The organism is Vibrio nigripulchritudo (assembly GCF_027924785.1).
In the GTDB taxonomy this organism is placed as follows: Bacteria; Pseudomonadota; Gammaproteobacteria; order Enterobacterales; family Vibrionaceae; genus Vibrio; species Vibrio nigripulchritudo.
On sequence record NZ_AP027050.1, the window covers coordinates 737,648 to 761,448 of the forward strand.

The 23,801-nt window shown below is 44.7% G+C and carries 20 protein-coding genes; 15 read left to right on the forward strand and 5 right to left on the reverse strand.

The features are described 5' to 3' along the window. Positions 1-74 precede the first annotated feature (74 nt). The 4 genes from QMG91_RS21660 to QMG91_RS21675 all read left to right on the forward strand — a co-directional run bounded on the left by QMG91_RS21660 (position 75) and on the right by QMG91_RS21675 (position 6,614). A complete protein-coding gene (locus QMG91_RS21660) occupies positions 75-3,905 on the forward strand; it encodes a DUF6701 domain-containing protein (RefSeq protein WP_281832126.1) in 3,831 nt (1,276 codons plus the stop codon). Positions 3,906-3,956: 51 nt separating this feature from the next. Further along, on the forward strand, positions 3,957-4,487 hold the full coding sequence (locus QMG91_RS21665; RefSeq protein ID WP_281832698.1) for a DNA mismatch repair protein: 531 nt from the start codon (positions 3,957-3,959) through the stop codon (positions 4,485-4,487). A 124-nt stretch (positions 4,488-4,611) separates the two neighbouring features. Next, positions 4,612-5,400, forward strand: a complete 789-nt coding sequence (locus tag QMG91_RS21670; protein ID WP_281832129.1) for a PhzF family phenazine biosynthesis protein — start codon at positions 4,612-4,614, stop codon at positions 5,398-5,400. A gap of 248 nt (positions 5,401-5,648) precedes the next feature. Next, positions 5,649-6,614, forward strand: coding sequence for an NAD(P)-dependent alcohol dehydrogenase (locus QMG91_RS21675; RefSeq protein WP_045965308.1), 966 nt, complete (start codon positions 5,649-5,651; stop codon positions 6,612-6,614). A gap of 72 nt (positions 6,615-6,686) precedes the next feature. Here the strand turns inward: QMG91_RS21675 and QMG91_RS21680 are convergent, their stop codons facing one another. The 5 genes from QMG91_RS21680 to QMG91_RS21700 form a co-directional block, all read right to left on the reverse strand. Then, complete coding sequence (locus tag QMG91_RS21680) at positions 6,687-8,876, reverse strand: hypothetical protein (RefSeq protein ID WP_281832132.1); 2,190 nt, start codon at positions 8,874-8,876, stop codon at positions 6,687-6,689. 306 nt (positions 8,877-9,182) lie between these two features. Further along, positions 9,183-10,067, reverse strand: a complete 885-nt coding sequence (locus QMG91_RS21685) for an L-ribulose-5-phosphate 3-epimerase (RefSeq protein WP_281832135.1) — start codon at positions 10,065-10,067, stop codon at positions 9,183-9,185. 8 nt (positions 10,068-10,075) lie between these two features. Further along, a complete protein-coding gene (locus tag QMG91_RS21690; RefSeq protein ID WP_281832138.1) occupies positions 10,076-10,771 on the reverse strand; it encodes an L-ribulose-5-phosphate 4-epimerase in 696 nt (231 codons plus the stop codon). Positions 10,772-10,844: 73 nt separating this feature from the next. Next, complete coding sequence (locus QMG91_RS21695) at positions 10,845-11,918, reverse strand: alcohol dehydrogenase catalytic domain-containing protein (RefSeq protein ID WP_281832141.1); 1,074 nt, start codon at positions 11,916-11,918, stop codon at positions 10,845-10,847. Positions 11,919-12,314: 396 nt separating this feature from the next. Next, complete coding sequence (locus tag QMG91_RS21700) at positions 12,315-13,304, reverse strand: LacI family DNA-binding transcriptional regulator (protein ID WP_004401380.1); 990 nt, start codon at positions 13,302-13,304, stop codon at positions 12,315-12,317. A gap of 301 nt (positions 13,305-13,605) precedes the next feature. Here QMG91_RS21700 and QMG91_RS21705 point away from each other — a divergent pair, with 301 nt between their 5' ends. From QMG91_RS21705 to QMG91_RS21755, 11 genes are all read left to right on the forward strand, one after another. Next, positions 13,606-14,526, forward strand: a complete 921-nt coding sequence (locus QMG91_RS21705; protein ID WP_281832144.1) for an ABC transporter substrate-binding protein — start codon at positions 13,606-13,608, stop codon at positions 14,524-14,526. Between the two features lie 52 nt (positions 14,527-14,578). Then, positions 14,579-16,078 carry a sugar ABC transporter ATP-binding protein gene (locus QMG91_RS21710; protein WP_281832146.1) on the forward strand — a complete coding sequence of 500 codons (1,500 nt, stop codon included), beginning with the start codon at positions 14,579-14,581 and terminating at the stop codon, positions 16,076-16,078. Then, positions 16,075-17,100 (forward strand): ABC transporter permease, encoded by a 1,026-nt coding sequence (locus tag QMG91_RS21715; protein WP_281832148.1) that lies wholly within the window; start codon positions 16,075-16,077, stop codon positions 17,098-17,100. Before QMG91_RS21710 ends, QMG91_RS21715 begins: the two co-directional genes overlap by 4 nt. A 24-nt stretch (positions 17,101-17,124) precedes the next feature. Continuing rightward, a complete protein-coding gene (locus QMG91_RS21720; RefSeq protein ID WP_281832151.1) occupies positions 17,125-18,591 on the forward strand; it encodes an FGGY-family carbohydrate kinase in 1,467 nt (488 codons plus the stop codon). Positions 18,592-18,876: 285 nt separating this feature from the next. Next, positions 18,877-19,203, forward strand: a complete 327-nt coding sequence (locus QMG91_RS21725) for a hypothetical protein (protein WP_281832154.1) — start codon at positions 18,877-18,879, stop codon at positions 19,201-19,203. 151 nt (positions 19,204-19,354) lie between these two features. Next, positions 19,355-20,290 (forward strand): DUF2971 domain-containing protein, encoded by a 936-nt coding sequence (locus tag QMG91_RS21730; RefSeq protein WP_281832156.1) that lies wholly within the window; start codon positions 19,355-19,357, stop codon positions 20,288-20,290. Between the two features lie 101 nt (positions 20,291-20,391). Further along, positions 20,392-20,730: a hypothetical protein gene (locus tag QMG91_RS21735; protein WP_281832158.1), complete on the forward strand. Its 339-nt coding sequence runs from the start codon at positions 20,392-20,394 to the stop codon at positions 20,728-20,730. A gap of 95 nt (positions 20,731-20,825) precedes the next feature. Further along, on the forward strand, positions 20,826-21,293 hold the full coding sequence (locus tag QMG91_RS21740; protein ID WP_281832701.1) for a GNAT family N-acetyltransferase: 468 nt from the start codon (positions 20,826-20,828) through the stop codon (positions 21,291-21,293). 180 nt (positions 21,294-21,473) lie between these two features. Then, positions 21,474-21,959 (forward strand): Tse2 family ADP-ribosyltransferase toxin, encoded by a 486-nt coding sequence (locus tag QMG91_RS21745; protein ID WP_281870347.1) that lies wholly within the window; start codon positions 21,474-21,476, stop codon positions 21,957-21,959. Beyond that, on the forward strand, positions 21,943-22,179 hold the full coding sequence (locus tag QMG91_RS21750; protein WP_022603674.1) for a hypothetical protein: 237 nt from the start codon (positions 21,943-21,945) through the stop codon (positions 22,177-22,179). The genes QMG91_RS21745 and QMG91_RS21750 overlap by 17 nt, the downstream gene beginning before the upstream one ends. 450 nt (positions 22,180-22,629) lie before the next feature. Beyond that, a complete protein-coding gene (locus QMG91_RS21755) occupies positions 22,630-23,727 on the forward strand; it encodes a DUF3472 domain-containing protein (RefSeq protein WP_281832164.1) in 1,098 nt (365 codons plus the stop codon). The last annotated feature ends 74 nt before the right edge of the window (positions 23,728-23,801 follow it).

Sequence of the window (23,801 nt, forward strand, 5' to 3'; positions counted from 1 at the left end):
GCAAATAGGAGCGAAAATCTGTACTAGGCTTTGAACGGAGAAGGTGTTTTGTTTAACCTGCTGTGGGCTCAAGAATGAAACTTTTTAGATTTGCTCTAACTCTGCTGTTGCTGTTTATGGGTGCCGGTGCAAACGCGCTTGAGCTTGAATATGGGCGTTATAATGTTAACGCCTACCCGCATCCCGACTGTATCAATACCGTATGTCAGGTGAATTTCGAGAAAACCTACAACACGGTGCCGATGGTGTTTTTCATGAGCACCATTTCCTTTCTTAATGAACAGGACTCTCCGTCTGCGATTAAAGTCCTTGAAGTAACCAACACCTATGTGCGCTTCAAACAAAAAATAGCACCAGACCGCCGTGCCCCTTCCAGCAATGAAGATGTGCCCATGAAAGTAATCGATTACGTCGTCATGGAAAAAGGGATACACGACTTCAATGGCGTAAAAGTGATCGTGGATGAAATTTCTACCCAGAAATACATGTACCGATTGGGCACCAATAGTGCGGGGAATGTGAACCGCAACAAGAGAGAACGAATTTACTTCAACAACTACTCGAACCAAGGTTTTAATTCATTCAGTGGTACGCCCGGTATCATCCATCAGGTACAAAGTATCAATAACGGTGAGGATTTCTGGCTCACTTCTACCGTTCCAGTGGTAAACCGTAACTACTTCGATATTGCTCTTGAGCGGAGTGAAATCGATGGTTACAAAAGCAAAAATTCCCGCTTATACCCAACCCAGCCTGAACGTATCGGATTTATTGCCGCTTATGGCAGCGGTGAACGAGACGATATTAAATTCGCCGTAAAAAACCAGATCACCATTAACTCTTATGATACGGGTGACCCGGTGACCACAGGGTGTGAAACCTACGCAGATTATGATGAGAACTACGATGTAGTGCCGATTATTGTGGCTTCTAAAAACACTCGATACGGTAACAACGGTGGCTGGCTAAGGCGTTGTCGACTGGAAACGGGTAAATCCAGTTTCATGGTAGAAGAAGATCAGGATGCGGATTCAGAACGTAAACACATCGCGGAAAGATTAGGGTACATCATTTTCGAAGTGCCATTCGATGTTGAGCAATGTATCCAGTTTACGGGTCCGGCACAGACCTGGGATACGTCCGGTCAGATCACCATGGTGGGCAGCTCTAAAATATCCGGTGCCGTTAACGGAAATCAGTTGGGTTATTTCAACGTAAACACCCACTCAAACAATAGCTGTACGTCGGGTAACTGTATCGCCAACAACAGCTTGCTGGTTCCAAACTACAATTTTGCGGCGTTTACACCAGGCCCAACCTCGATCAATCTAAACAACGGTACCCACAGCGTCAGCCCCGGTCAGTATGATGAAATTAACATATCAGGCAGTGCGGTTGTGACCCTTACCGCAGGTGACTACTTTGCCAATGAAATCAATATAACTGGCAATGCCGAAGTGAAGGTGAGCGGACAGGTGTATCTGCACAGTAAAGGTACTGTTGTAGCTAATAGCGGTCGGGTCAACTTGTCAGGCGTTCCAAATGATATCTACTTTGTGGTCCATGGTGACTCGTCACTGTTTAGAATGTACGGCAACGTTGATGTCACAGCTTTTGTCATTGCAGAGAACAATATATCCATTGAAGGAAGCAGTAAGCTTACCGGTGCTATGGCATCGCTGACTGCCAGTATGTCAGGGAACACAAGGCTGAATGGTGACATATCCAGTTGTAATCAACCTGTCTACCAGCTGCAAATAACTCCGCAGTCCGCGACAGAACTGGTGGGTAATTCCATTCCCATTACTTTTAACCTGATCAACAGTGAAGGGAATGTCGATAACGACTTTTACGGCAACCTGATCATTACACCTGAAACCAGTACGCCACCGTGCTGGAAAGCAACCGATCAGGCGTCCGCAGCCTGTATTGCAGACACCAGTACCATGCCCATTCAGGGGGGGACCGCGACTTACTACCTCTACAGTGATATCGTAGTCGAAGTGGCGACGGTCACTGCAACCGTAGTTAACTTCCCATCCATTACGGCGTCAGCCGGACCATACAATTTCAACAATACAGGGTTTATATTTGAGCCTTCTCCATTGAAGATCATTGCCGGTCAGCAGACCAATGTGACCATCAAAGCGACAAGAGAAACTTCGGGTAGTGGTACTGAAACCATGGACGACTATGACGGCACCAAAACCCTTCAGTTCACAACTACATCTCACATAGTGCCAAGTTCAGGTACTTTGCAGGCTGTGCTTGTGAATAGCAATGTCGTCTTTACTGATGGTGTTGGCACAATGACCCTCAGATACAACGATGCAGGGCAAATTAATGTCACAGTTCGGGATGATGCTAATGATATCGAAGGGGTAATGGTCGTCGAGGCAAGACCAGACAGGTTGGCACTCTGCGATGTTGCGGTGGGCGGCGTGACGAAATCCCATGATGGTACGGCAACCTCAGGTCCCGGTTTTGCGCGGGCGGGGGAGTCTTTCTCGGTACGTATTAAACCTGTGATTTTCGACAATACTGTGGCGAACGACTGCTCACGTGCAACCACACCTAATTTCCACACTGAAAGTGGTCACTTTGCACAAGCGAATTTGGGGTATAGCTTACACAGCCCGTCTGGTGGTAATGCGGGAACGTTAACCCACGAAAATACGGATATCACCGGTACAGTGTACGAGTTTAAAACCAGCGCCAACGCAAGAGACGGCATTCTGGCAAATCTGAACTGGAATGAGGTGGGCAGCATTAATCTAACGGCAACAAGTTTGGCTTATGACTATGGTGAGACCAGCGGGATAGACAGCGATACCATTCAGGTCGGGCGTTTCTACCCCTATCAGTTTGAGTTAACCCAAAACTACACACAAGAAGGTCAGGCGCCAAACCCCACGTATCAGACAGCAGGCTTCACGTATATGGAGCAAAACTTTAAATCAGAATTCGAGGTTACAGCTCAAGGCAGAAACTTGGTTCCGAATTCAGACCCTGCACAATATACCTTTACGACCGCAACCAACTATGGTGGATTTGCTGAGTCTGTGGCTATGCAGCTAAATCTGGTGGCATTGAATAACGCCATTGATCCGGCGAGTGCGAATAACGATCTGACCGACCGACTCATTACAGGTAATATCGCGAACGCTAACTGGTTTAAAGACTGGAGTGATGGGACTGCCTCCATTCCTTCCACGGTGTTTGAGTTTGCTCGTCTAACGTCTCAGGTTACTCCTAGAATTACCCAGCCTGATGGACCATATGAGGTCCGCCTTGGGCTTGAAGCCAGTGAGCACAGCATGAACTGTTCAGCTGTGGGTTGTACGAACTTTGTTGACGCTGTGCAGATTCGAAATGACGGCAGTACCATCTATAACGGTCGTAAATTTACCGCATCATTAGACATGCGATATGGTCGGCTGGCGCTGGACGATGTTGGTACCAACAGTGGACAGAACGTTACCGTGCCAGTGCGCGCGGAATACTGGAATGGTTCTAAATTCGTCGCGAATACCGATGATGTCGAAACGGATTTTGACGGGGCTAACTATTGTCGCCAGTTAGTATGGCCAACAGGTGGGTCAACGAGTGCTGACTTGACAGGGTCACACACCAACATCGACAACGGTACAAGCAGCAACTTAATCGCAAGGCAAAATGCGACAGTGGAAGGAACGCGTGAGCAGGTTCGCCTTAAACTCAGAATAGGTGTACCAGCGGCGGGAGAAACTGGGCTATCCTGTGCAGGTAACAACGCGCAAGAGCTTGAGTTCCTGCACTTCAACTGGCTCGGTGAAGGCGACGATAACCCGTCAGCCATTGTAACGTTCGGCGTGTACCGAGGGAATGATCGGGTTATCTTCCGTGGAGAGCCTCGTATTTATTAGGGTCAACAACCTGTAAAGTGCTCAAGCCTAGGGTGGTGATTTTATATGTACATGATTTTAAGACCACCCGCTTGGTTGCTGGTGCTTGTTGGCTTGATGCTGAACATTCTGGCGCTGTTGATCTCCAGTTTAGTGCTCGAAGACTACAGCCAGCTTAATGCGCGATATCAGGAGAAGAAAGAAGGGAATCAGCACCAGATTCAACTTGCATGGAGTCGCATTGAAAACCTGGAGCGTAAGCGGGAAGCGTTGTTAACCTTCGTCACCACCTTGCCAATGCTCAGCAGTGAAGATGCGCTGATTCTTGAACAGGAGATGTCTGAGCAGCTTGAGAGCTGGGTGGGGCAGCCCGTCCCGAACATCTCCATCGGTTCTCTAAAAGAACTATTCCAGTTAATTGAAACAGCGCAGCAAACTCAGCGTAATCGCATTGATGATTTGTATCTTGAGAACTTAGAACTCACCGATGAAATGTCCCAAATCCACAAAGATTCAGCCCAATACAATAACCTCGCCTTATTCCTCCAAATCTTCGGGTTGGCACTGATTTTGACCAGAGACCTCGCCAGAAAGCCGACGTAGACTCGACTACTCTTGCAAATGAAAATTCTTGCAAATAGAAGCCTTCAAACAATCGTTGCGGGCTTCTTTTCATTTGAAAACACTGCATAATTGTCGAAAAGGGAATGAGAACTAAGGACAGAATATGAAATTACGAATGCGTGTGTTTGATGCCTTTACGGATAAGCGGTTCAAAGGCAATTCAGCAGCGGTAGTGATCACCGAAAACTGGCTGAGTGACGAACTGATGCAGAACATTGCCATTGAGAATAACCTCTCCGAAACAGCGTATCTGATTCCTGAAGGGGGCAATAAATATGCAATTCGTTGGTTTTCACCCATAACCGAAATCGACTTCTGCGGACACGCTACGCTTGCCTCTTCTTATGCTCTGTTTTCCGATTTTCCGGAATACGATGAACTCGAATTTTCCACCAACGAAGTGGGGAATCTGACGGTCAAAAAGCGGGAAGACGGGATGATAGAAATGCGCTTTCCGATCCGTGCTCCAGAGCCGGTAGACGTTCCAGAACCTTTACTTGAAGGCTTATCTATTCGACCAGTAAAAGTACTGCGCAGCCCGCAGGCGTATTTTGCGATTTATGATAACGAGTCAGATGTTCTGAATGTAGAACAGGTTCAAGAAAGCCTTAAAAAACTGGCACCTTACGACGTAGTAGTAACCGCCAGAGGAAGCAGCCACGATTTTGTATCTCGTTATTTCTGGCCAGCCAATGGTGGCGATGAAGATCCGGTAACGGGTTCTATTCATGCTGGTCTGGCACCTTATTGGGCAGAAGTTTTAGGTAAGTCGGAACTGAAAGCTTTGCAGGCATCCAGACGATCGGGTGAGTTAGATTGCCGTGTGACAAAAGACAGCGTTTATGTCTCTGGTAAGGCAGTGAAATATCTGGAAGGCGAAATCGAAGTATAACGCGTAATATTCCCGCACCGATTTCATATATTTATTGAGATTATATGGGTAAGTATCACTATTAATACAATTGTCATTTGATGTGACTGATTCTCATTGTTAATGTTGGTCTCCTAAGGAAAACAAAGATACCCGAACCTTCTCCCATCCATCGGTGAGTGGTGATGTAGAGGGAATCCGGGTGTTAAGAATGGCTAGTAGCAAAAGGCTTGGATGTGCACCTGCACTGCTAATGGAGAGCAACAGCCATGAAAGCAATGGTATATACGCCCTTTGGGGACACCGATGTATTGCATTTCTCAGAAGTTGAAAAGCCAAAACCTGCTGCTGATGATGTCCTGATTCGCGTAAAAGCGACGACAGTGACCAAAAGTGACGCTCCACACCACATTCCGAAACTGCTTTGGGTGCCTTCGCGAATCGCGTTAGGTGCCTTTATGCCATCAGAAGAAATTCTCGGGACGGAATTTGCTGGAGTCGTTGAAGCGGTAGGTAAAAACGTTCGCTTGTTTAAGCCCAATGATCATGTATTTGGGATTGTCGGGGTAAACAGCGGAACCTATGCGGAATACATTCGTGTACAAGATGACAGCATGATCACCCTCATGCCAGAAAATACGACATTTGAAGAAGCCGCTTCTTTGCCTTATGGCGCATTGATCGCACTTCAGATGTTACGCGATAAAGCCAAAGTTCAGGTAGGTCAAAAGGTACTGATTAATGGCGCATCCGGTGCGCTAGGGGCTGCAGCCGTTCAAATTGCAAAATGGCTGGGCGCTGAGGTGACCGGCGTTTGCAGTACTGCAAACATGAAGTTCGTACGCTCTGTCGGGGCTGACCGTGTGCTGGATTACTCATTACACGATTTCACCTTAGGCGAGAGAAGTTACGATGTGGTGTTCGATGTCGCCAATACGGTGTGCTTTGATTCATGCTGCAACGTGTTAAAACCGAATGGAATTTGCCTGAAACTGGAAGCGGGGTTGGCGGAATACTATCAGATGATGTCAGCCATTTTCTTTGGTAAGCGCAGGCTAGCCTGCAATCACGGGATAGACACAAACCTCGATCTTGTTTTGCTAAAAGATTTGGTGGAGCTCGGCTTCCTCAGACCGACCATTGATCGCCGTTACCAGTTTGAAGAACTGCAAGAAGCTCGTCACTATGCCGAGCAAATGCACAGTAAGGGCAGCGTGGTAATTAGCGTAAGCTAACGAGAAATGCATGATTCAATAGACAAAAAGTCGGCTACATAATGTAGCCGACTTTTAGTATATGGCTAAGTTTTAGTAGTCTTTGGTATAAACTACCTTCAGGCTCTTAATTGTGAACCCACTATTATCAAGACGCTGATAATTAAACTTATTCCCTCCATTAGAGAAGGTGAATGAGGAACCTTCAAAATTCTCTTCGCTGTACACAACTAAGCTGTAGCAAGGGCTAAGTTCAACTTTATTAAAGTCTTCAATTGGGACGATAATTTCCGTTGCCCCAGTTAAAGGGTTTTGACCTTTGAATGTAGGGTAGTCCTGCAAAGCAACATAGAACCCTTCTTCGTTGGAATCTTCAACGTACAATCTCGGACCAAAAAAGTGCGAGCGGTACATGTTTTCGCCAAAGTATAGATTGTGTTGAACACCTGGCCCATTGCTCCAGTGGCTGTAGCCGCTGTCGATTGTGGAGCGCTTTCCGTTTGCTTCACCACGTTTGGTTTCGACCAGTTCTTTCCAGTCGTCATACAGTGGAAGTATGGCTACATGGTCGGGATTCTTTGAAGTCCAGAATTCATTGTAACTCTGACTGAATTTATCAAAATTGCGTAAGCCAGCGACCAGTTTTAATCTATTCGGATAGTCATAGCCAAGCTCGATATCGAGATGAGCGATTAAGGCATAATACCCGTCCCATCGGTTGCTGCTGCCATTTAGTGGGCGTTTGTCACTGTAAAAGCTGCTTCTTTGCCCGTCGTACATGCGTGAAACGTTGGAAGCACCGCCATAGTCACCACGCAATTTTTCAGTTCGATAATCGACCGCTGATTTCATTGCGCCATCAAGATAGGCTCTCGCGTCTGCGTAGAAATCCTGAAATTCATCGTAGGTGTTGTAGCTGTTTAAGCTGACCGTCGCAGAGCCGATGACCGAACCATAAAGAGTGAAAAGCCTGTCAAAATACGGGAATGTATTATGCAGTTCACAGTTGGGGTTGAATATCCGCTGCTTGGTTAACTTCACGCTGTTGATTAGGTCGATGAAGCGTGTTTCCACTTCTGAATCTGGGAACTCATCTCCTAAGTGCCACCCATCGCTGTTCTCTTCTAAAAACTTACATATCGCATCAAATTCTTCTTCGGCTACGATGAGCTCATTTTCGATATTATTGAGTTCCTGTTCTGTTAACTGCTGATCAATGTAATTGCCAATGGCTTCGGCGTACTTCTTCCATTTAGACGCCTGATCAGGCATTAACCAACTGACAAATAAACCCGTTACCGCGGAAAGGGTAGCAGCGCCAGGAATAGGCAAGTCGCCAATCATGGCTATAGCGACGGTGGAATAATACTCTTTAACGTAGTCGTAGCAGTCTTTGTCATCAGAAACCCAGATAGGGTCATCGCGCAGCGCGAGGTTCGGATTATCTACGCTTCGCGCCAGCTCCGTGTTCCACGCGTCTATCTGTTTGTTATAACTTTCTGCTGTTGAATAGGATTTTTCATTGGAGAAATGTCCTTCAAAGTGATTAACGAGCCCATCGACAAGTAAGTGAGCAGTTGAGAAATCAATATTTTTCACATAATCCAAAGCAATTTGGTTGGCATTTTTGTTTTTTACTGCTTTGACGGAATTTATATTTTCTGAATGATCAAATAAATCACATAGCGCTTTGTTGTTTTTTGTGTCTTTAATAAAGGAGTATTTGTTTTGAGGACCACACTGAATGACCTCTATTTGATTGAAACGAGTTAGATAGGCAGAATTTAGCGCGTCATTTAAATAAGTGATGCTATTGAAAATTAACTCTGAAGTTGCACAATTCTCATCATTATTAGCAGTGGAATTATCTAATAACTGATGAGCCTGAATTAGTGCAGTGTGCAAAGTTAGAGTGGGGACAAAATAGGGCAACGACAAATGACGCGGAAAGCTGGAATGATAAAGCTCTTTCTCAACTTCTTTTACCACGCTGAGAATCTCGCGAATAGAATCCGTATCGGAAGTGTCTGTGTTTAATGGCAAAGTATTTCTAAATAGCCCATAAGCCATGTTCAGTTTGCTTTCTACAGACGATTTTGACTCAGCCGGGATAGAAGAACCCAAGCTCGCAGTCATAGAACTTCCGGCGTTTAGTAGCTGGTTTAGTGTTGGCCAGCTAGCGTAGAAATCCGTATTTTCATCCAATGTGAATAGATCGCCCAGACTAGTTTCTTTTAATCTGCCAATGGTATTTGTTACGTTGTCGATATTATGGTTGAGCATTTGTTTTCTCTTGTTGTTTATTGGTTGTAAAAAACGAAAAACAATATCGCATCGAGTTTAAATAATGACCGTGATTTAGTGCACACTTATATTTAATAACATATAGGTTATTAAATTGTATTTTAATATTAATTTTATTTTTAAGATTCTTATTTATTAATGTGTTTTTAGCAAAAACTTACCTTTTTTATAATGTTTTAATCATGCAGGAATATACCTAATTATATTGAGGTCACTTGAGTATAAAGTGGTGGGGTTACATTTTTTTGGGGAAAGGAGTCGCGGGCTAATAAGCCCGCTTTTTCATTAAAAGCGAAACAATGGCTCGCAGTCTGCTGATATTGCCGACTGGTTAAGCGATTGCTGTGCTTTGGCTATGTTACTTTGCCAGTGTTCGTCTTTTGCCCACATTTCCAACACGATAGGCACATTGAAGTGCTCCTTTTTCATGGTCGACAGTACTGCGGAAAAATCGACCTCGCCATCACCAATCGTCAAATTTCGGAACTGACCATCAAAGGCATCGCGTTTTTTTAACACGTCTTTTAAATGGATCTGAACAATGTGGTGTTTACTCAGCGCCAGTTCAGTCAGAGTATCGTAATTGTTGCCGGTAATGTTTCCGATGTCTGGATAAGCTTGAAAAAAAGGCGAGGGGACTTCTCTTTTCAGAATCTCAAACTTAGACAGAGAATTCAGGTAAGGCGTTTCCATGATCTCGACAGCCAGCATAACGCCAGCCTGCTCAGCTAATTTGGCGCTTCGGTTCATTCCCTCAATAAAGCGTTGATGGCTAAGTTCTGTAGAGGGTTCGTAGTACACATCGTAGCCCGCTAACTGGATGGTTCGAATTCCAATGTCGTAAGCCAGATCAATGGCTCGCTCCATGCATTCCCACGCCTTTTCCCGAGTCTTGCTGTCTGCCGAACCAAACGGATACTTGCGATGAACACTTAAACACATTGATTGAATCGGCAAAGAGTGCTTTTCAATAGCAGCACGAACCGTTTGTCTTTGTGAGTCGTTCCAGTTAAGCCTCGCGGAACGCTCGTCGCTTTCATCAATCGACATTTCAATAAAATCAAAGCCCAGCGACTTCGCGGTGCCAATTTTTTTCGAAAGCTCCCAGTCCAGCGGCATCGCCTTCTCATAGATTCCCACTCTAGGGCGCATTAATGTCGAATTTAGCATGATGGTATTCAGTCCTTTTGTCCGTAATAGGCGTCCTTGCCGTGTTTTCTCAAATAGTGTTTGTCTGAAAGGCTTTGCGGAAAGGTGACGGTTTCATTGAGGGCGTGAGTATGAAGTGCCATTGCTGCCACTTCTTCCATCACAACCGCGTTGTGGACTGCATTCCCCGCATTTTTTCCCCAACAAAAAGGCGCGTGTCCTTTCACCAAAACCCCGGGAATGGCGGCAGGGTCTAACTCCTTTTGTGAGAAACACTCAATGATTACCCTGCCAGTGTTGCGTTCGTATTCTTCGGCAATTTCCTGATTAGTCAGCTGTCTGGTACAGGGAACATCACCGTAGAAGTAATCGGCATGGGTTGTGCCAAGGGCAGGCAGATCTAAACCAGCCTGAGACCAGATGGTTGCATGTCGGGAATGGGTATGAACAATACCGCCAATATCGCGAAACTGGCGATAAAGCTCCAGGTGAGTTGGCGTATCACTGGAAGGGGATCGCTGCCCTTGGATTTGGTTACCTTCCAAATCCAGAACAACAATGTCTTCAACCGTCATGACCTCATAGTCGATACCCGAAGGCTTGATCGCGAATACCCCAAGTTCACGATCAATTTCAGACACATTGCCCCAGGTGAAGGTCACTAATCCATATTTGGGCAAAGACAGGTTGGCATCGAGCACTCGCTGTTTTAGTTCCTGATACATAAACACCTCACAGAGGTCGCGCGGAATGGGTTCTCCAAAGAGCACCCGATCAGACGTTGAATATAGAGGCAGCTCATGGGCGTAAGACCACTTTGACCGATTCCGGACCACGCGCGCATTCAAAGGCTTCTTCCCACTGATCTAAGGAGTATTCATCAGTCACCACCCCTTCAGAAGTCATTAATCCGCGAGAGAAGAAGTCAATGACCGTTTCGTAACAGTAAGGACCCAAATGTGCCCCGCGAATATCAAGCTCTTTTCGGTCGCCAATGATGGACCAGTCAACGGTCACGTCCTTGCCAAACACGCTGAATTCCACAAAACGGCCAAGCTTGCGAACCATATCCAAGCCTTGTGATACCGCTGCTGGGTTACCTGTTGCTTCAATGTAGACGTCGCACCCGTAACCGTCGGTCAGGGCTTTTACCTCGCTGATTACATCTTGTTTTAAAGGGTTGAAGGTAATGTCGGCACCATACTGTTTCGACAGTTCTAGCCTTTCATCAATGGTGTCTATGACAATCAGTATTTTTGGGGTCTTTAGTTTCAATGCCTGAACCATTCCGAGCCCAAGAGGACCAGCCCCAGCTAGTACCACCACGTCGTTAAACTGAACATCAGCACGGTTTACGGTGTGAACAGAGCAGGCAAAGGGCTCAATCAACGCAGCTTCAGGCATAGTCATACCATCTGGGACTTTGTGGATGATAGAATCGGAATTGAACAGCGAATATTCCGCCATGCCTCCTTCCGCTGCCTCTTTCTGGAATCCGCGGATATTGTGTACTTCGCACATCCAGTATTTACCGGTTTTACAGAATCGGCACTGATTACAGGGGACAATCTGTTCAGAGACAATTCTGTCGCCAATGTCGACACCAAAATGCTCGGCCGCACCTTCTCCCAATGCCACGACTTCGCCATAAAATTCATGCCCTGGGACGACAGGTGTTTTTACCCACGGATCATCCCCCCAAAACATTTTGGCTCCTGATTCACACTTGATGTCGCTGGCGCATATCCCGCAGGCAATGACTTTTATGAGCACTTCCTTGGCTTTTGGTTTTGGGAGCGGAATGGTCTCTAATCGATAGTCTTTCGGACCATGACAAACCAGTGCTTTCATTGATTCAGGCAAATTACTCATGTTCACTTCCTTATGTTGACGTTGTCATTTTTTACGATTGAAAAATGACAATCAGGTATCCGTTTACTGTTGTTTGAATGCCGAAAATGATGACGATAACAAATTAATGTAAACAACCATCCCAAAGCTTATGCATTTCAGAGTGGCTTTAACCCTTTGCCAGCTAAGCCACTTACAGATATTCAGGCTGGTTTACTCGTGTTGTTTAGCGTCATTTTTTATGTTGACGATAACATTAGCAGCCAAAAACGATGGAATAATGTGATTTAGTGCTCGTTTTTTAATCGTTGTGAGGTTTTTCGATCGGAAAATTTGATCCCGATCGATTGTCAGTCATGTTGATTTTTCTGTGAAGGAAATCGAAAGATTTTAATTAAGTTAAATAGAAACAGTGAGTTACTCTTTTAGATTACCATGAACGAAAAGTCGATGTTCGACTTCTTTGCCATCGACCAAACCAAAAATCATCTCGGAGACGTTTTTCCCCCAGGCTCTTGGGTCGTTGACAATGCAGGGCACATGGAAACCAAAAATGTCACTGTTGGGCACTTCATCGATTGAGAAAAATTGCACATTGTTGAGGTTGGTTTCTCTTGCCACCTTGATGGCAGCGAGGGAGATCAATCCATTGACGCCGATGATACGTTCAGGCGTGAAATCAAGTGATTGAAAGGCATCCCGAATCTTAGGCAATGCTTTTTCATAGTCATACTCAGAATAGATGGTTTGGATGTCTACATTCTTCTTTTTCAGCAGCTTACGAAGCCCTGCGATGCGATCTTGTGTGATTTCAGAATCACTCGGACCGCCAATAATTAAGATCGACTTTTCATTGAAATTTGCCAGGTACTGGCTGGCTTTCATGCCGATTTCATAGTTGTCGAGAAACACGCCGGGCAGGTTTTTATTGGGTATGTCGCGGTCGATAAGAACGATAGGAATGTTAAAGGCTTCAGCCTGCTCAAGATAAGCAGGGGTGTAGTTTTGAGAATCCCGAACCGGAGAAAGCAGAATTCCTGATGCCTTATAACTGAACAGAACGGAAATGGCGCGGGCTTCGGCTTCTTCGCTGCCATCGGTTTCAAACATCATCACCGAATAGCCTTTTGCAGCAGCTTCCCGGCAAAGGGTTTTGGTAATTTCTGAATAAACCGGGTTGAAGGTACTGTCGGTCACTAGCCCTATGATATTGCTTTGACTGCCTTTTAAGGTTCTGGCAAAGGCATTAGGGGAATAATTCATCTCGCGGGCAATAGCAAGAATGCGCTCTCGCGTTTCCGGTTTCACCAACTCTGGTTTGTTAAAAGCTCGTGAAACTGTAATGTTAGTAACGTTCGCTTTTTCGGCGATGTCAATGATAGTTACGTTCCCTTTTTTCCCACTCAAAGCCTTTTCCTTACTTTTAAGACGACAAAGTTTACCGATTTGATTTTGAAATAACCTTCTGATTTTAATCTAGTTAGTGACTAATGTTCGCCATGTATGCAAATACTTATTGATTAAAAAGTACGCTAACTTTGGGCGGCGTCACAGAAAATGACTAAATTGTAATCTAGGTTATAAAAATGTTGACGTTGACATTGAAACAGATCTGCTCACTTAGTCAAGTGAGCATTTTTTAAAACTGAGAATGTTAACGTTGACATTGGTGTGAAACAGGGAATATCCAACACAAAAGGAAGAAATTATGTCTCTACTATCGAAATCGCTCAAAGTCGCTGCGAGCTCAGCCATGCTGCTGGCGGCGACATGTTCGACCGCTTTCAGCAAGGACTTAACCATTGGTATGTCCTTTCAGGAAATGAATAACGCCTACTTTGTGACCATGAAACAGTCGCTGGAAGATGCCGCAAAAGAGATCGGTGCCAAAGTGATTGTGACGGACGCGCGTCACGATGTGTCTAAACAAATCAGTGATATCGAAGACATGCTGCAAAAAGACATCGATATTTTGCTGATCAACCCTACCGACTCCGTTGGTGTGCAGTCTGCGGTACTTTCAGCAAAAGAAGCAGGCGTAGTCACGGTTGCAATTGACGCGCAGGCTGAAGGTCCTATCGATTCATTTGTCGGTTCCAAAAACTACGATGCAGGTTATCAGGCAGGTAAGTTTCTGGCAGAAAGCATTGGCGGTAAGGGTGAAGTGGCGATTCTGGACGGAATCCCTGTTGTGCCAATTCTGGAACGTGTTCGTGGATTTGAAGACGCCATCAAAGAGTTTCCTGCAATCAAAATCGTCACTAAGCAAAACGGTAAGCAAGACCGTGCCATTGCGCTTAACGTGACCGAAAACATTCTTCAGTCTGCACCAAATCTGGTGGGTCTGTTCAGTGTGAACGACGGCGGTGCTCTGGGTTCACTGGCAGCAATAGAAGCTTCTGGTCGAGACGTTAAGCTGGTGTCTGTGGATGGTCACCCTGAAGCGGTAAAAGCCATTGTAAAAGGCAACTCGCCATTTATTGCGACTTCTGCTCAGTATCCTCGTGATCAGGTTCGTATCGGTTTGGGTATTGCTCTGGCGAAAAAGTGGGGAGCAAACGTGCCTACCACCGTACCTGTTGACATTAAACTGCTCACTAAAGACAACGCCAAAGGCTTTGCCTGGTAACCCCCCTCGCCCTGCCCATTCGGGTAGGGCAGCCATACAGCTAGGAGCAGTTATGACAGCGTTACTAGAGCTGAACGGAATCAGCAAATCGTTTCCGGGTGTGAAAGCTTTGGAAAACATCTCTCTTTCCCTGAATGCTGGCGAAGTCCACGCTTTGCTGGGTGAAAACGGAGCCGGCAAATCGACTCTGATGAAAATTCTCTGCGGTATTTACAGCAACGACGAAGGCACCATATCGGTTGAAGGGCGAAAGGTCGCATTTTCCGGATATCTGGATGCGATTGATGCAGGGATCGGAATCATCTTTCAGGAATTTTCATTAATCCCAAGCCTCAATGCGGTTGAAAACATCTTCCTCAACCGAGAGTTTCGAACTCGGTTTGGCACGTTAGACAGAGCCAAAATGAAAATTGCAGCACTGCAAATTTTCAAAAGGCTAGAGGTGGATATCGATCTGGATTGCCCGATTTCTGAGCTTAGCATTGCCGAGCAACAATTTATCGAAATAGCCAAAGCACTTTCCCTTGATGCCAGAATTCTGGTTCTGGATGAACCGACTGCCACCCTAACACCAAAAGAAGCGGAGCGGCTGTTTAGCGTGATGTCCGATCTTCGAAAACTTGGGGTAGGGATGTTCTTTATCTCTCATCATCTGGAAGAGATTTTTGAAATTTGCGACCGAATCACTGTGCTCAGAGACGGGGCGTATGTTGGCACCAAAGAGGTTTCGGAGAGCAGCGTTGATGATCTGGTCGAGATGATGGTGGGGCGCAAAGTTGAAAATACCTTTCCAGCAAAAGAAGAACACATTGAACGGTCAGAACCGATTCTCTCAGTGGACGCCATTCAGTTGTCTGCTGACAGCCCAAATAATCAGTTCAAACTCTATCCGGGCGAAATTCTGGGCTTTGCCGGATTAGTCGGTTCGGGCAGAACCGAAACGGTGAAAGCGTTAATAGGCGCAGACCCCGCACACACGAAACAAGTCACATTAAGTGGCGAGAGGGTGTCGCTATCGAATCCTGCGGTTGCTTTGTCAAAAGGCATTGGCTTGTTACCAGAAGATAGAAAAGAAGAAGGTCTGATCCTGCCATTTGCCGTAAAGGACAACATTACATTAAACAATTTTGCAGACGAACTGGTCATGGGGCGCTTTATTCATAAAGACAAGGAAGCCTCCAAAGCGCGAGACCTGATTCAAAAAGTGCAGATCAAAACGCCGGATGAAGAAACCGAGGTCAAAAACCTTAGCGGCGGGAACCAGCAAAAAGTGGTGATTGCTCGCTGGTTAAATAACGACTGCAAAATTCTGATCTTTGATGAACCCACTCGTGGCATAGACGTGGGCGCGAAAGCTGAAATTTATGAATTGATCCGCGCGCTAACCCGACAAGGCATCGCCATCATTATGGTGTCTTCCGAATTGCCGGAAATCATCGGGCTTTGCGACAGAGTCGTAGTATTTCGTGAAGGCGAAATCGTCGCGGACTTAACCGATCAAGACATCAACTCAAACACAATAATGTTACACGCAACGGGGCAAGCAGCATGAGTACGCTTTCAAAAACAGACAATAAATCCAATGCGAATTCTGCCTCTACGACAAACCAGAATACGGCGAATTCAGGAGCAGCAAAATACTTCAGGCAATGGTCAAAACATCCGGTGTTTTACCCACTACTCGGATTTCTGGCCGTCTTTCTTATTATGGTGGTAGCGGACGACAATTTCCTCACTGCCAACAACCTGACGAACGTTGCCAGACAAGTGTCCATCAACGCCATTATTGCGGTGGGGATGACTTGCGCCATTCTCATTGGGGGCATCGACCTTTCTGTAGGCTCGGTGATGGCACTCGCAGGTACAGTCACCGCTGGACTAATGATTGCGGGCGTCCCACCGGAACTGGCGATTATCGGTGGTTTGGCATTAGGTTCGTGCTTTGGTGCCATCAATGGTTTTCTTATCGCTTACGGAAAAATGCCCGCCTTTATCGTAACCCTTGCTGCGCTTGGCATCGCCAGAGGGCTCGCTCTCATCTACACGGGTGGTTACCCCATCTCTGGTTTGCCGAGCTGGTTTAGTTTCCTTGGCAGGGGAGATGTGTTTGGCTTGCAAACCCCCATTTTGATTATGCTGGTGGTTTATCTTATCGCTTATATCTTCCTGAACCACACGCCTTTTGGTCGTCATGTGTACGCCATTGGTGGCAACTCGGAAGCCGCGCGCCTAAGCGGCATTAAAGTACCCAAAATCACCATGATTGTGTACACCATCAGTGGTCTTACTTCAGCGGTCGCAGGCATCATTCTTACTTCCCGCTTAATGAGTGGTCAGCCCAACGCGGGTGTTGCTTTTGAGCTAGACGCCATTGCAGCCGTTGTATTGGGAGGCGCAGCAATGAACGGAGGGAAAGGTGCCATCCTCGGTACTCTGGTTGGCGCAATGCTGTTGGGCGTATTGAACAATGGTCTCAATTTGGTTGGGATTTCACCTTACGTACAAAACGTTATCAAAGGCATCATCATTCTGGTGGCGATTTATGTAGGTACAGACAAGAGCAAGAAAGCCTAAAAACGGATAAACGCGGAGCAGTCCATGGCGTATTTTATTGGAATCGATTTAGGTGGCACCCTGACCAAAGCCGGTGTATATGACGCTGAAGGGCAGGAGATGGCGGTAGCAGAAAAGAACGTTCCTTTGCTCTCTCAACACCCCGGCTTTGCAGAGCGCAATATGGAGGACCTGTGGTTAGCCGTGTGTGAGGTCACTCAGTCTGCGATTGCCCAATCTCAAATTGCCAAACATCAGGTAAAGGGCATCAGCTTTTCCTCTCACGGTAAGGGCCTGTATCTGCTGGATCGCCACAATCAGCCACTTAGAAATGGCATAGTGTCATCAGACACTCGGGCTGCAACTTTGGTCTCTGACTGGCAAAAAAACGGAGTAGAAGATCGTACATACCCGAACAGCCGGCAACAGATCTGGACGGGGCAACCTGTTTCTCTGCTTGCCTGGCTAAAAGAGCATGAACCAGAGAATTACCAGAAGATAGACACGGTTTTGATGGTGCACGATTATATCCGCTTTATGATGACGGGAGAGAAAGGGGCAGAGCTGACGAACATTTCAGGCAGCAACTTTTACGACAACCACACCAACCAGTATTCAGAACAACTCGCCAGCGCGTTTGGGGTATCGGATATTCTTTCAAGCCTGCCGCCTACGGTCGAATCATCAGAACATTGTGGAAGCGTGACACTTGGTGCAGCTAGAGCATTGGGGTTAAACGCAGGTACGCCCGTTTTTGGCGGGCTGTTCGATGTGGTGGCTTCTGCCATCGCTTCTGGCTTAAACGACAACCAAGCCATCAGTATCGCCGCCGGAACCTGGTCCATTGCCACTGCGTTATCCAAATGGATAGAACCGAGCGATCATCACTACATTTGGGGGCGCTATTGCACCAAAGACACCTACTTTGTGCATGAGGGTTCTCCAACTTCTGCCAGCAATCTTGCATGGTGGAGGCAACATTTGTTGCCGGATGTGAGTCTGCAACAGTGCAACCAATGGGTAGAACAGGCACAAAAGCAAAACAACGATGAAATCTATTACCTGCCTTATCTTTACGGTTCAAACGGTGGATCAGGGCTACATGGCAGCCTGATTGGTTTGCAAGGTCATCACGGCAAGCAAGAAGTCATCAGCGCGATTTATGAAGGCATCGTCTTTTCGCACCTGATCAATCAAGACAGAATCCTGAAAATCACCCCCAACGCAAAGCGGATAAAAATGACGGGCGGTCCCACCAAATCACGAGTCTGGGTGAACATGTTTGCTTCGGCTTCCCAACTGCCAGTCGAAATCTCGTCCACCGAACAGGAAGGCTGCCGCGTCGCCGCATTGTGCGCCGCAGTAGGAAGCGGGCATTACAAAGATTTCAACGAAGCCATAAGCGCTACCCACACCCGCGGAAAAATAGTAGAACCAGAACCTAAGCAGTCGGCAAGGCTAAGAGAGAAGTTTCAACGCTTTCAGGAACTCAATACAGTGCTTTCTAAGTGATGGAATTATTCTAACCCCAAACTCTCAATAGCTCCTTTGCTTGTGAGCGTTTGAGTACCCGATACTCAGACGCTTTTTGCATCGATTTTTACCATGTCCACTTTCCTCTGGTTTTTATCTCTGCTTATGTGCTCTATTTCTTATATTTCAATTTTTTTTATTAAATATCAGTGAATTGAATGTTAGATTCGCGTCTGATTGCGGCAGGCTGTGGATAAATTATGTGGACAGTGTGTCAGATAATAATTGTTATGTACTGTATTGTACTTTAAAGGGATAAATAGAATGAAAATTTTACTTTTACTGTCGTTGTTCTCATTTGGTGTACTGGCAAACTCAAACTTCGGAAACAAAAATGTTACTAAAATAATAATTCACGATTCTGGGAACGTGTATGTATATTTCTCTGGAGATACTATTCATACAGAGCAATGTGATGAAAAAATCACGTATGTTTTACCTAAAGAAAATATACTTTTTAAAGAAATGTATTCCGGCTTGTTAGCTTCAATGCACTCTGGGGCTAAAGTAAGCGGATGGGTAAATGGTTGTTACAATGTTTGGGGTAAAACAAAACCAAAAATTACAAGGTTAGATTTTACACCAAACTAGGATTTAAACATAACAAATGCTTCAAACCGACACGACAGCCAACGCGTGGCACTTTTGGTTTGCGGTGAATTTAGTGTTTAGGGCGCAGTACAGCTACTTGTTTTGTGCGTTGTCTGCGGTTTAAGCTGGCGTTAGTTGATTGGAGAAAACATTGAGTAAGCTGTATAAATACATGCCTTTGAGAGAGCAATTCTTTGAAGATCAACTTCTTCGTCTGACTCCTCCTAACGGTTTAAATGATCCTTTCGATGCGAAGCCAACAATTGAAGCAATTCGACGAAAAGTTGCCTTCATGGTTGATCAGTATGGCGAGGGTGCTGGTTATCTCAGTGATACTGAGTTGTTGAGTCACCGAGATACAGTTGAATATCTAGAAGATGAACTCAATAAGTATGGAATTATTTCTTTAACAGAAGATCCACATAACCTACTTATGTGGTCGCATTATGCTGATGAGCATAGGGGGATTGTGGTTGGATATGATCGTCTAGAGGATATGATGGTGGTTTCAAGTGAGTGCATGTCAGAATATTCTCCTGCTACAAGTTTTCCCGTACCAGTAAAGTACAGTCGAAAGAGGCCTGACTATCAAATCGCTGATGAACATATCTACGAAATTGGAGAAAAGGCTTTCTTCCAACAAATTGCGTTAGTTAAAGCAGATGACTGGATTTATGAAAAAGAACATAGAGTTCTTCTTCCTCTCTCTGAGGCAGATGTGGCTATTCTTAGTTCTAATAGCCCAGACGTTGTTCCGATTTTAAATGGGCTAGGGGTTGATTTTATGCAGACTGAAGACACAAAGTTTAAATTTGAGCGAGGGGATATCAATAATTTACTCTGCCCAGTAACTATAGCGCTACTCAACCCAATAATAAATCAACTAGGAGATGTAATGGTATTTAAACGCCCCAAGCATTTCTCAATGTCATCTATTATTTTCGGTTGCAAAGTAAAAGATGAGCAAATTTGCAAAGCGCTAGAAAAATATCGTGAGTCATCTACCTATAACCCAAATGTTCGGCTTTACAAGGCAGCGCAAAGCAGAGTTCGATTTGATTTGGATTTCGAAGAATTCTTCGAGTAATCAACTAACAAAGGCATCAAGGTGACTTGTTACACTCGGCGGTTTTGGTTTGGAGTTTAGTGAGTGGGTCGCAGCGCACCTTATGCCTGGCGTTACATGTCATGAGTAAAAAGAGATTATTAGGAAGTATTGGCAAAGCTAAGAATGGACACTTGAGTTACGACATTGGGAATGCAAAGTCGTCATTCTTTCCTGTTTTTTGCCAGCTGGTGGAAAAACAATTCGAGGCGAAAGCAGTTGAATCGCCAACTTCACATGTAAGCGAGATCTTAGGTGCCGTTAGAATTTATGGAGTTGAGCTGGGCTGGGGTTGGGATAACTGGTCGGGCGTTTACTTAATGGCGCTTTCTCCTGAGGGAGATAGTATTGTGCGAGAAGTTGCTGGCTTTATTGATCCTAAACTGAAAAAAGAACGATTCGAGAGCCACGTTCACATGTAACAAGTACGCTCAGTGGATTGGTTGCGCTGTGCTTCACCAACCACTGGCGTAAGCATTATGTTCATTTCGAGAACGGAGGCAGAAATGAAAATTCGATTTATGGAGACACTGATTTAAAAGGAGCTTCACAAGTTCATAAGTCAGCCTTTGTAAGACAGCAAAGATCATATGAATGGTTGCGATGCAACCTCAATGCCTCTCCTAGATTTTTGAATTTTGTTGCTGAAAGTAATGGTGAAATAGTCGGCTATATTATTTGGGTTCAAAAGAGTGGATTTCGGTCTGAAGCGGTGCTTGAGCTTGAGCAATTGGCAGTATCACCAAAATCTCAAGGGCAGGGTATTGGTCGTATGCTGATCAAAAAATCTCTTCCCTTAGTCAAAGAACAGCTTTCTTCGCAAGATTCAGTTTTAAAGCATATTTTGGTGACAACTCGTTCGGATAATTTTGCACAGAAGTTATACCAAAGCACCTTGGGAGCTCAAGTTGAGACTACAATTTCAAACCTCTATTCAGCAGATGAAGTTCTGATGATTGCGCGTAATGTGAGTGTCAGAACATAACAATCTTCTCAACGGGACAATAAACACGTGCCATTTTTGGTTCGATTTGGTTTTGGGGTACACCACTCTCACTAGAAATGCGTATCATCATACGTTTTTCACTCTATATCTATATGCATTATGATTTATATTCTCTAGTTTCTGATTGAAAAAACTTACACTTTTAGTTAGGGAGAAAACATGATTACTTTAGAAGATATTTTGATTAGCAGCAAAGGTGAGGTTGAAAAGATATACAGGGGAAAATCTACATTACATTTTTGGCGTGGATTAAACTTGGATGATGATAGAGTCAACCCTCTTTACCCTGATCTGGAACAAAGAATACTTCCCTCAGGAAGCGTGAGAGATCCGGACGTTGAGAAAGAACTTAAAGACGGAGTTTGGTATGTCAAAGCACAGATTGGTAAAGGAACTTCGATTGTTGATAAGGAAGGTATTTTTGGTTATAAAAAGTGGGAATACTTAGTTATTCCTGCAGGGACAACCATTCCTAAAGAACTAATCATAACGAAAGACCATTATATGCAAAAAAAGAAGTGTTGGCATTATTCAATTTCTCCAAACTTTGATATGTCAGAAAATGATTACCTTAAAGCTCTAGATGTCCTTGCTTTAAATGCTGGAATAAAAATAAAGGTTAAGAATCATGCAAACAATAGATAATGGAGAACTTGTTATTTGCTTACAAGCACTAGAAAGAGCGATAGAGCATAATGAGTTTCTTTCGCAGTCGGAAACAGTTGATAAAGATGACTATGAAGAAATCAATTATCGGTACGAATTGACGCTCAATAAACTTGCTAAAAAATATATTGATGAATCAAAGAAAAATCCAACGCTAATTCCCATAGATAAGATCATTAAGTATAAGGTTGTTGAGTAGACTTGTATGCCACATACAACCGCTCTATCTTTGAATTCATAGTAGCACTCCATTGGCTGCACTAGCAGCCAATCTACCTCAAACAACAAAGCCATCTACTCCGTTTTGTCATTCGATGTTAAGCAGGCTTACAATAACACTGAGCCGTACTATCTCAGCCCCCTCATATACCGAATAAATCTCGCATTCCTCTTATGTGGAAATTAGCTTAATGGTTCTTTTTTAAGTTCAAGAATCGAATTTTTAACACACTCCATCCGATTATTTACCTGATGATAAAAACTTTAGTTACTCTTTCTGCTACTTGAATAAATAGCTCAAAAATAAGCATGGAAGTTCATGTTTTCTGAATCGCGACCTAACTTCTGATTGTTCAAATCACAATTTGGTATCAATTACTTTATAAAATGTCGGTAGTGTTTCACATCAATAATCTTATAGGTTTGTATTATGAAGAAATGTCTGATTCCCGTCTTATTTATGAGTCTGATTCCGAGTGTTACTCACGCAGTTGTTGCTGGGGGAATGGTTTCTTATGGTCACCATTTCCCTGCGGCTGGTAACCATTTGGAGTATGAGTACAACATCCTTGATGATGGCGATTCAAATTCAAACTACTATTGGGCGACTCAGTTTTGGTTTAAAAACGGCAATGGTGGTTATGCTGGTTTACAACGTGGTAGTGGCAAAAGAATTAATTTTTCTATTTGGGATGTAACCGAGTGGGATAATAACAGTGCGGCTTACTGCCGATCGTTTGACCATGAAGGTGATGGCGTTCAGTGTTCGTACCAATATGATTGGGTTGAAGGTGAGAATTACAAATTTGATCTAACGAAAGAAGGTCGTTCTGTTTCTCTGTCCGTGACAGCAGCATCAACCGGAGTTGTTACTGAAGTTGCCACAATATTTGTTCCAGAATCATGGGGAAACATCAAAAACAACATCAACACATTTGTAGAAGAGTACTCTCAGGGAGCGGGGCAGTTGCAAAGTTGCAATGCTATGGCGAACACCTCATCGAAGATAGAAAGTGTAAAAATGGATGGTCGAGCCGCCATATTTGCCACGACAAAACAATACGGGAACTGTGGCTCCTATGCTGATTCATTGTGCACGAATGATGGCACCTGTTATTCAAAAACAGGGGAAGACTACGTTAAATTTGATTCAACCGAGATGAAGCTAATCAATAAGTCGACAGGCTATTGTGTTGATAACCTAGCGGGTAGCGGAGTCATCGGATTTTGGGCATGTGATGGTAACCAGAACAGTAACCAAAACTTTACGTACGACAAGGGCTCTTCATTACTAAAACTGTCAGATTATGGACATGCCAAGTGTATTACCCTCGCTGCTAATGGCTTCATTAAAACGACTTCTTGCGCCAATTCATCACAATGGTGGTATGAACCAGTTCATCAACACTTAATCGAAGCTGATAAAAATGTGTGTATCGGACCAACAGAGCTACAAGCTGGGTATCGCTTAAAAGAACAAGCGTGTTTGCCTAACGATGATCAAAGCTTTCGATTTGAGAAAAAATAGTAAAACCTAGAAGGGCATATTCCTAAAGGCTAAAGAAATAACTCTTTAGCCTTTCTGATTTCTAATCTGCTACA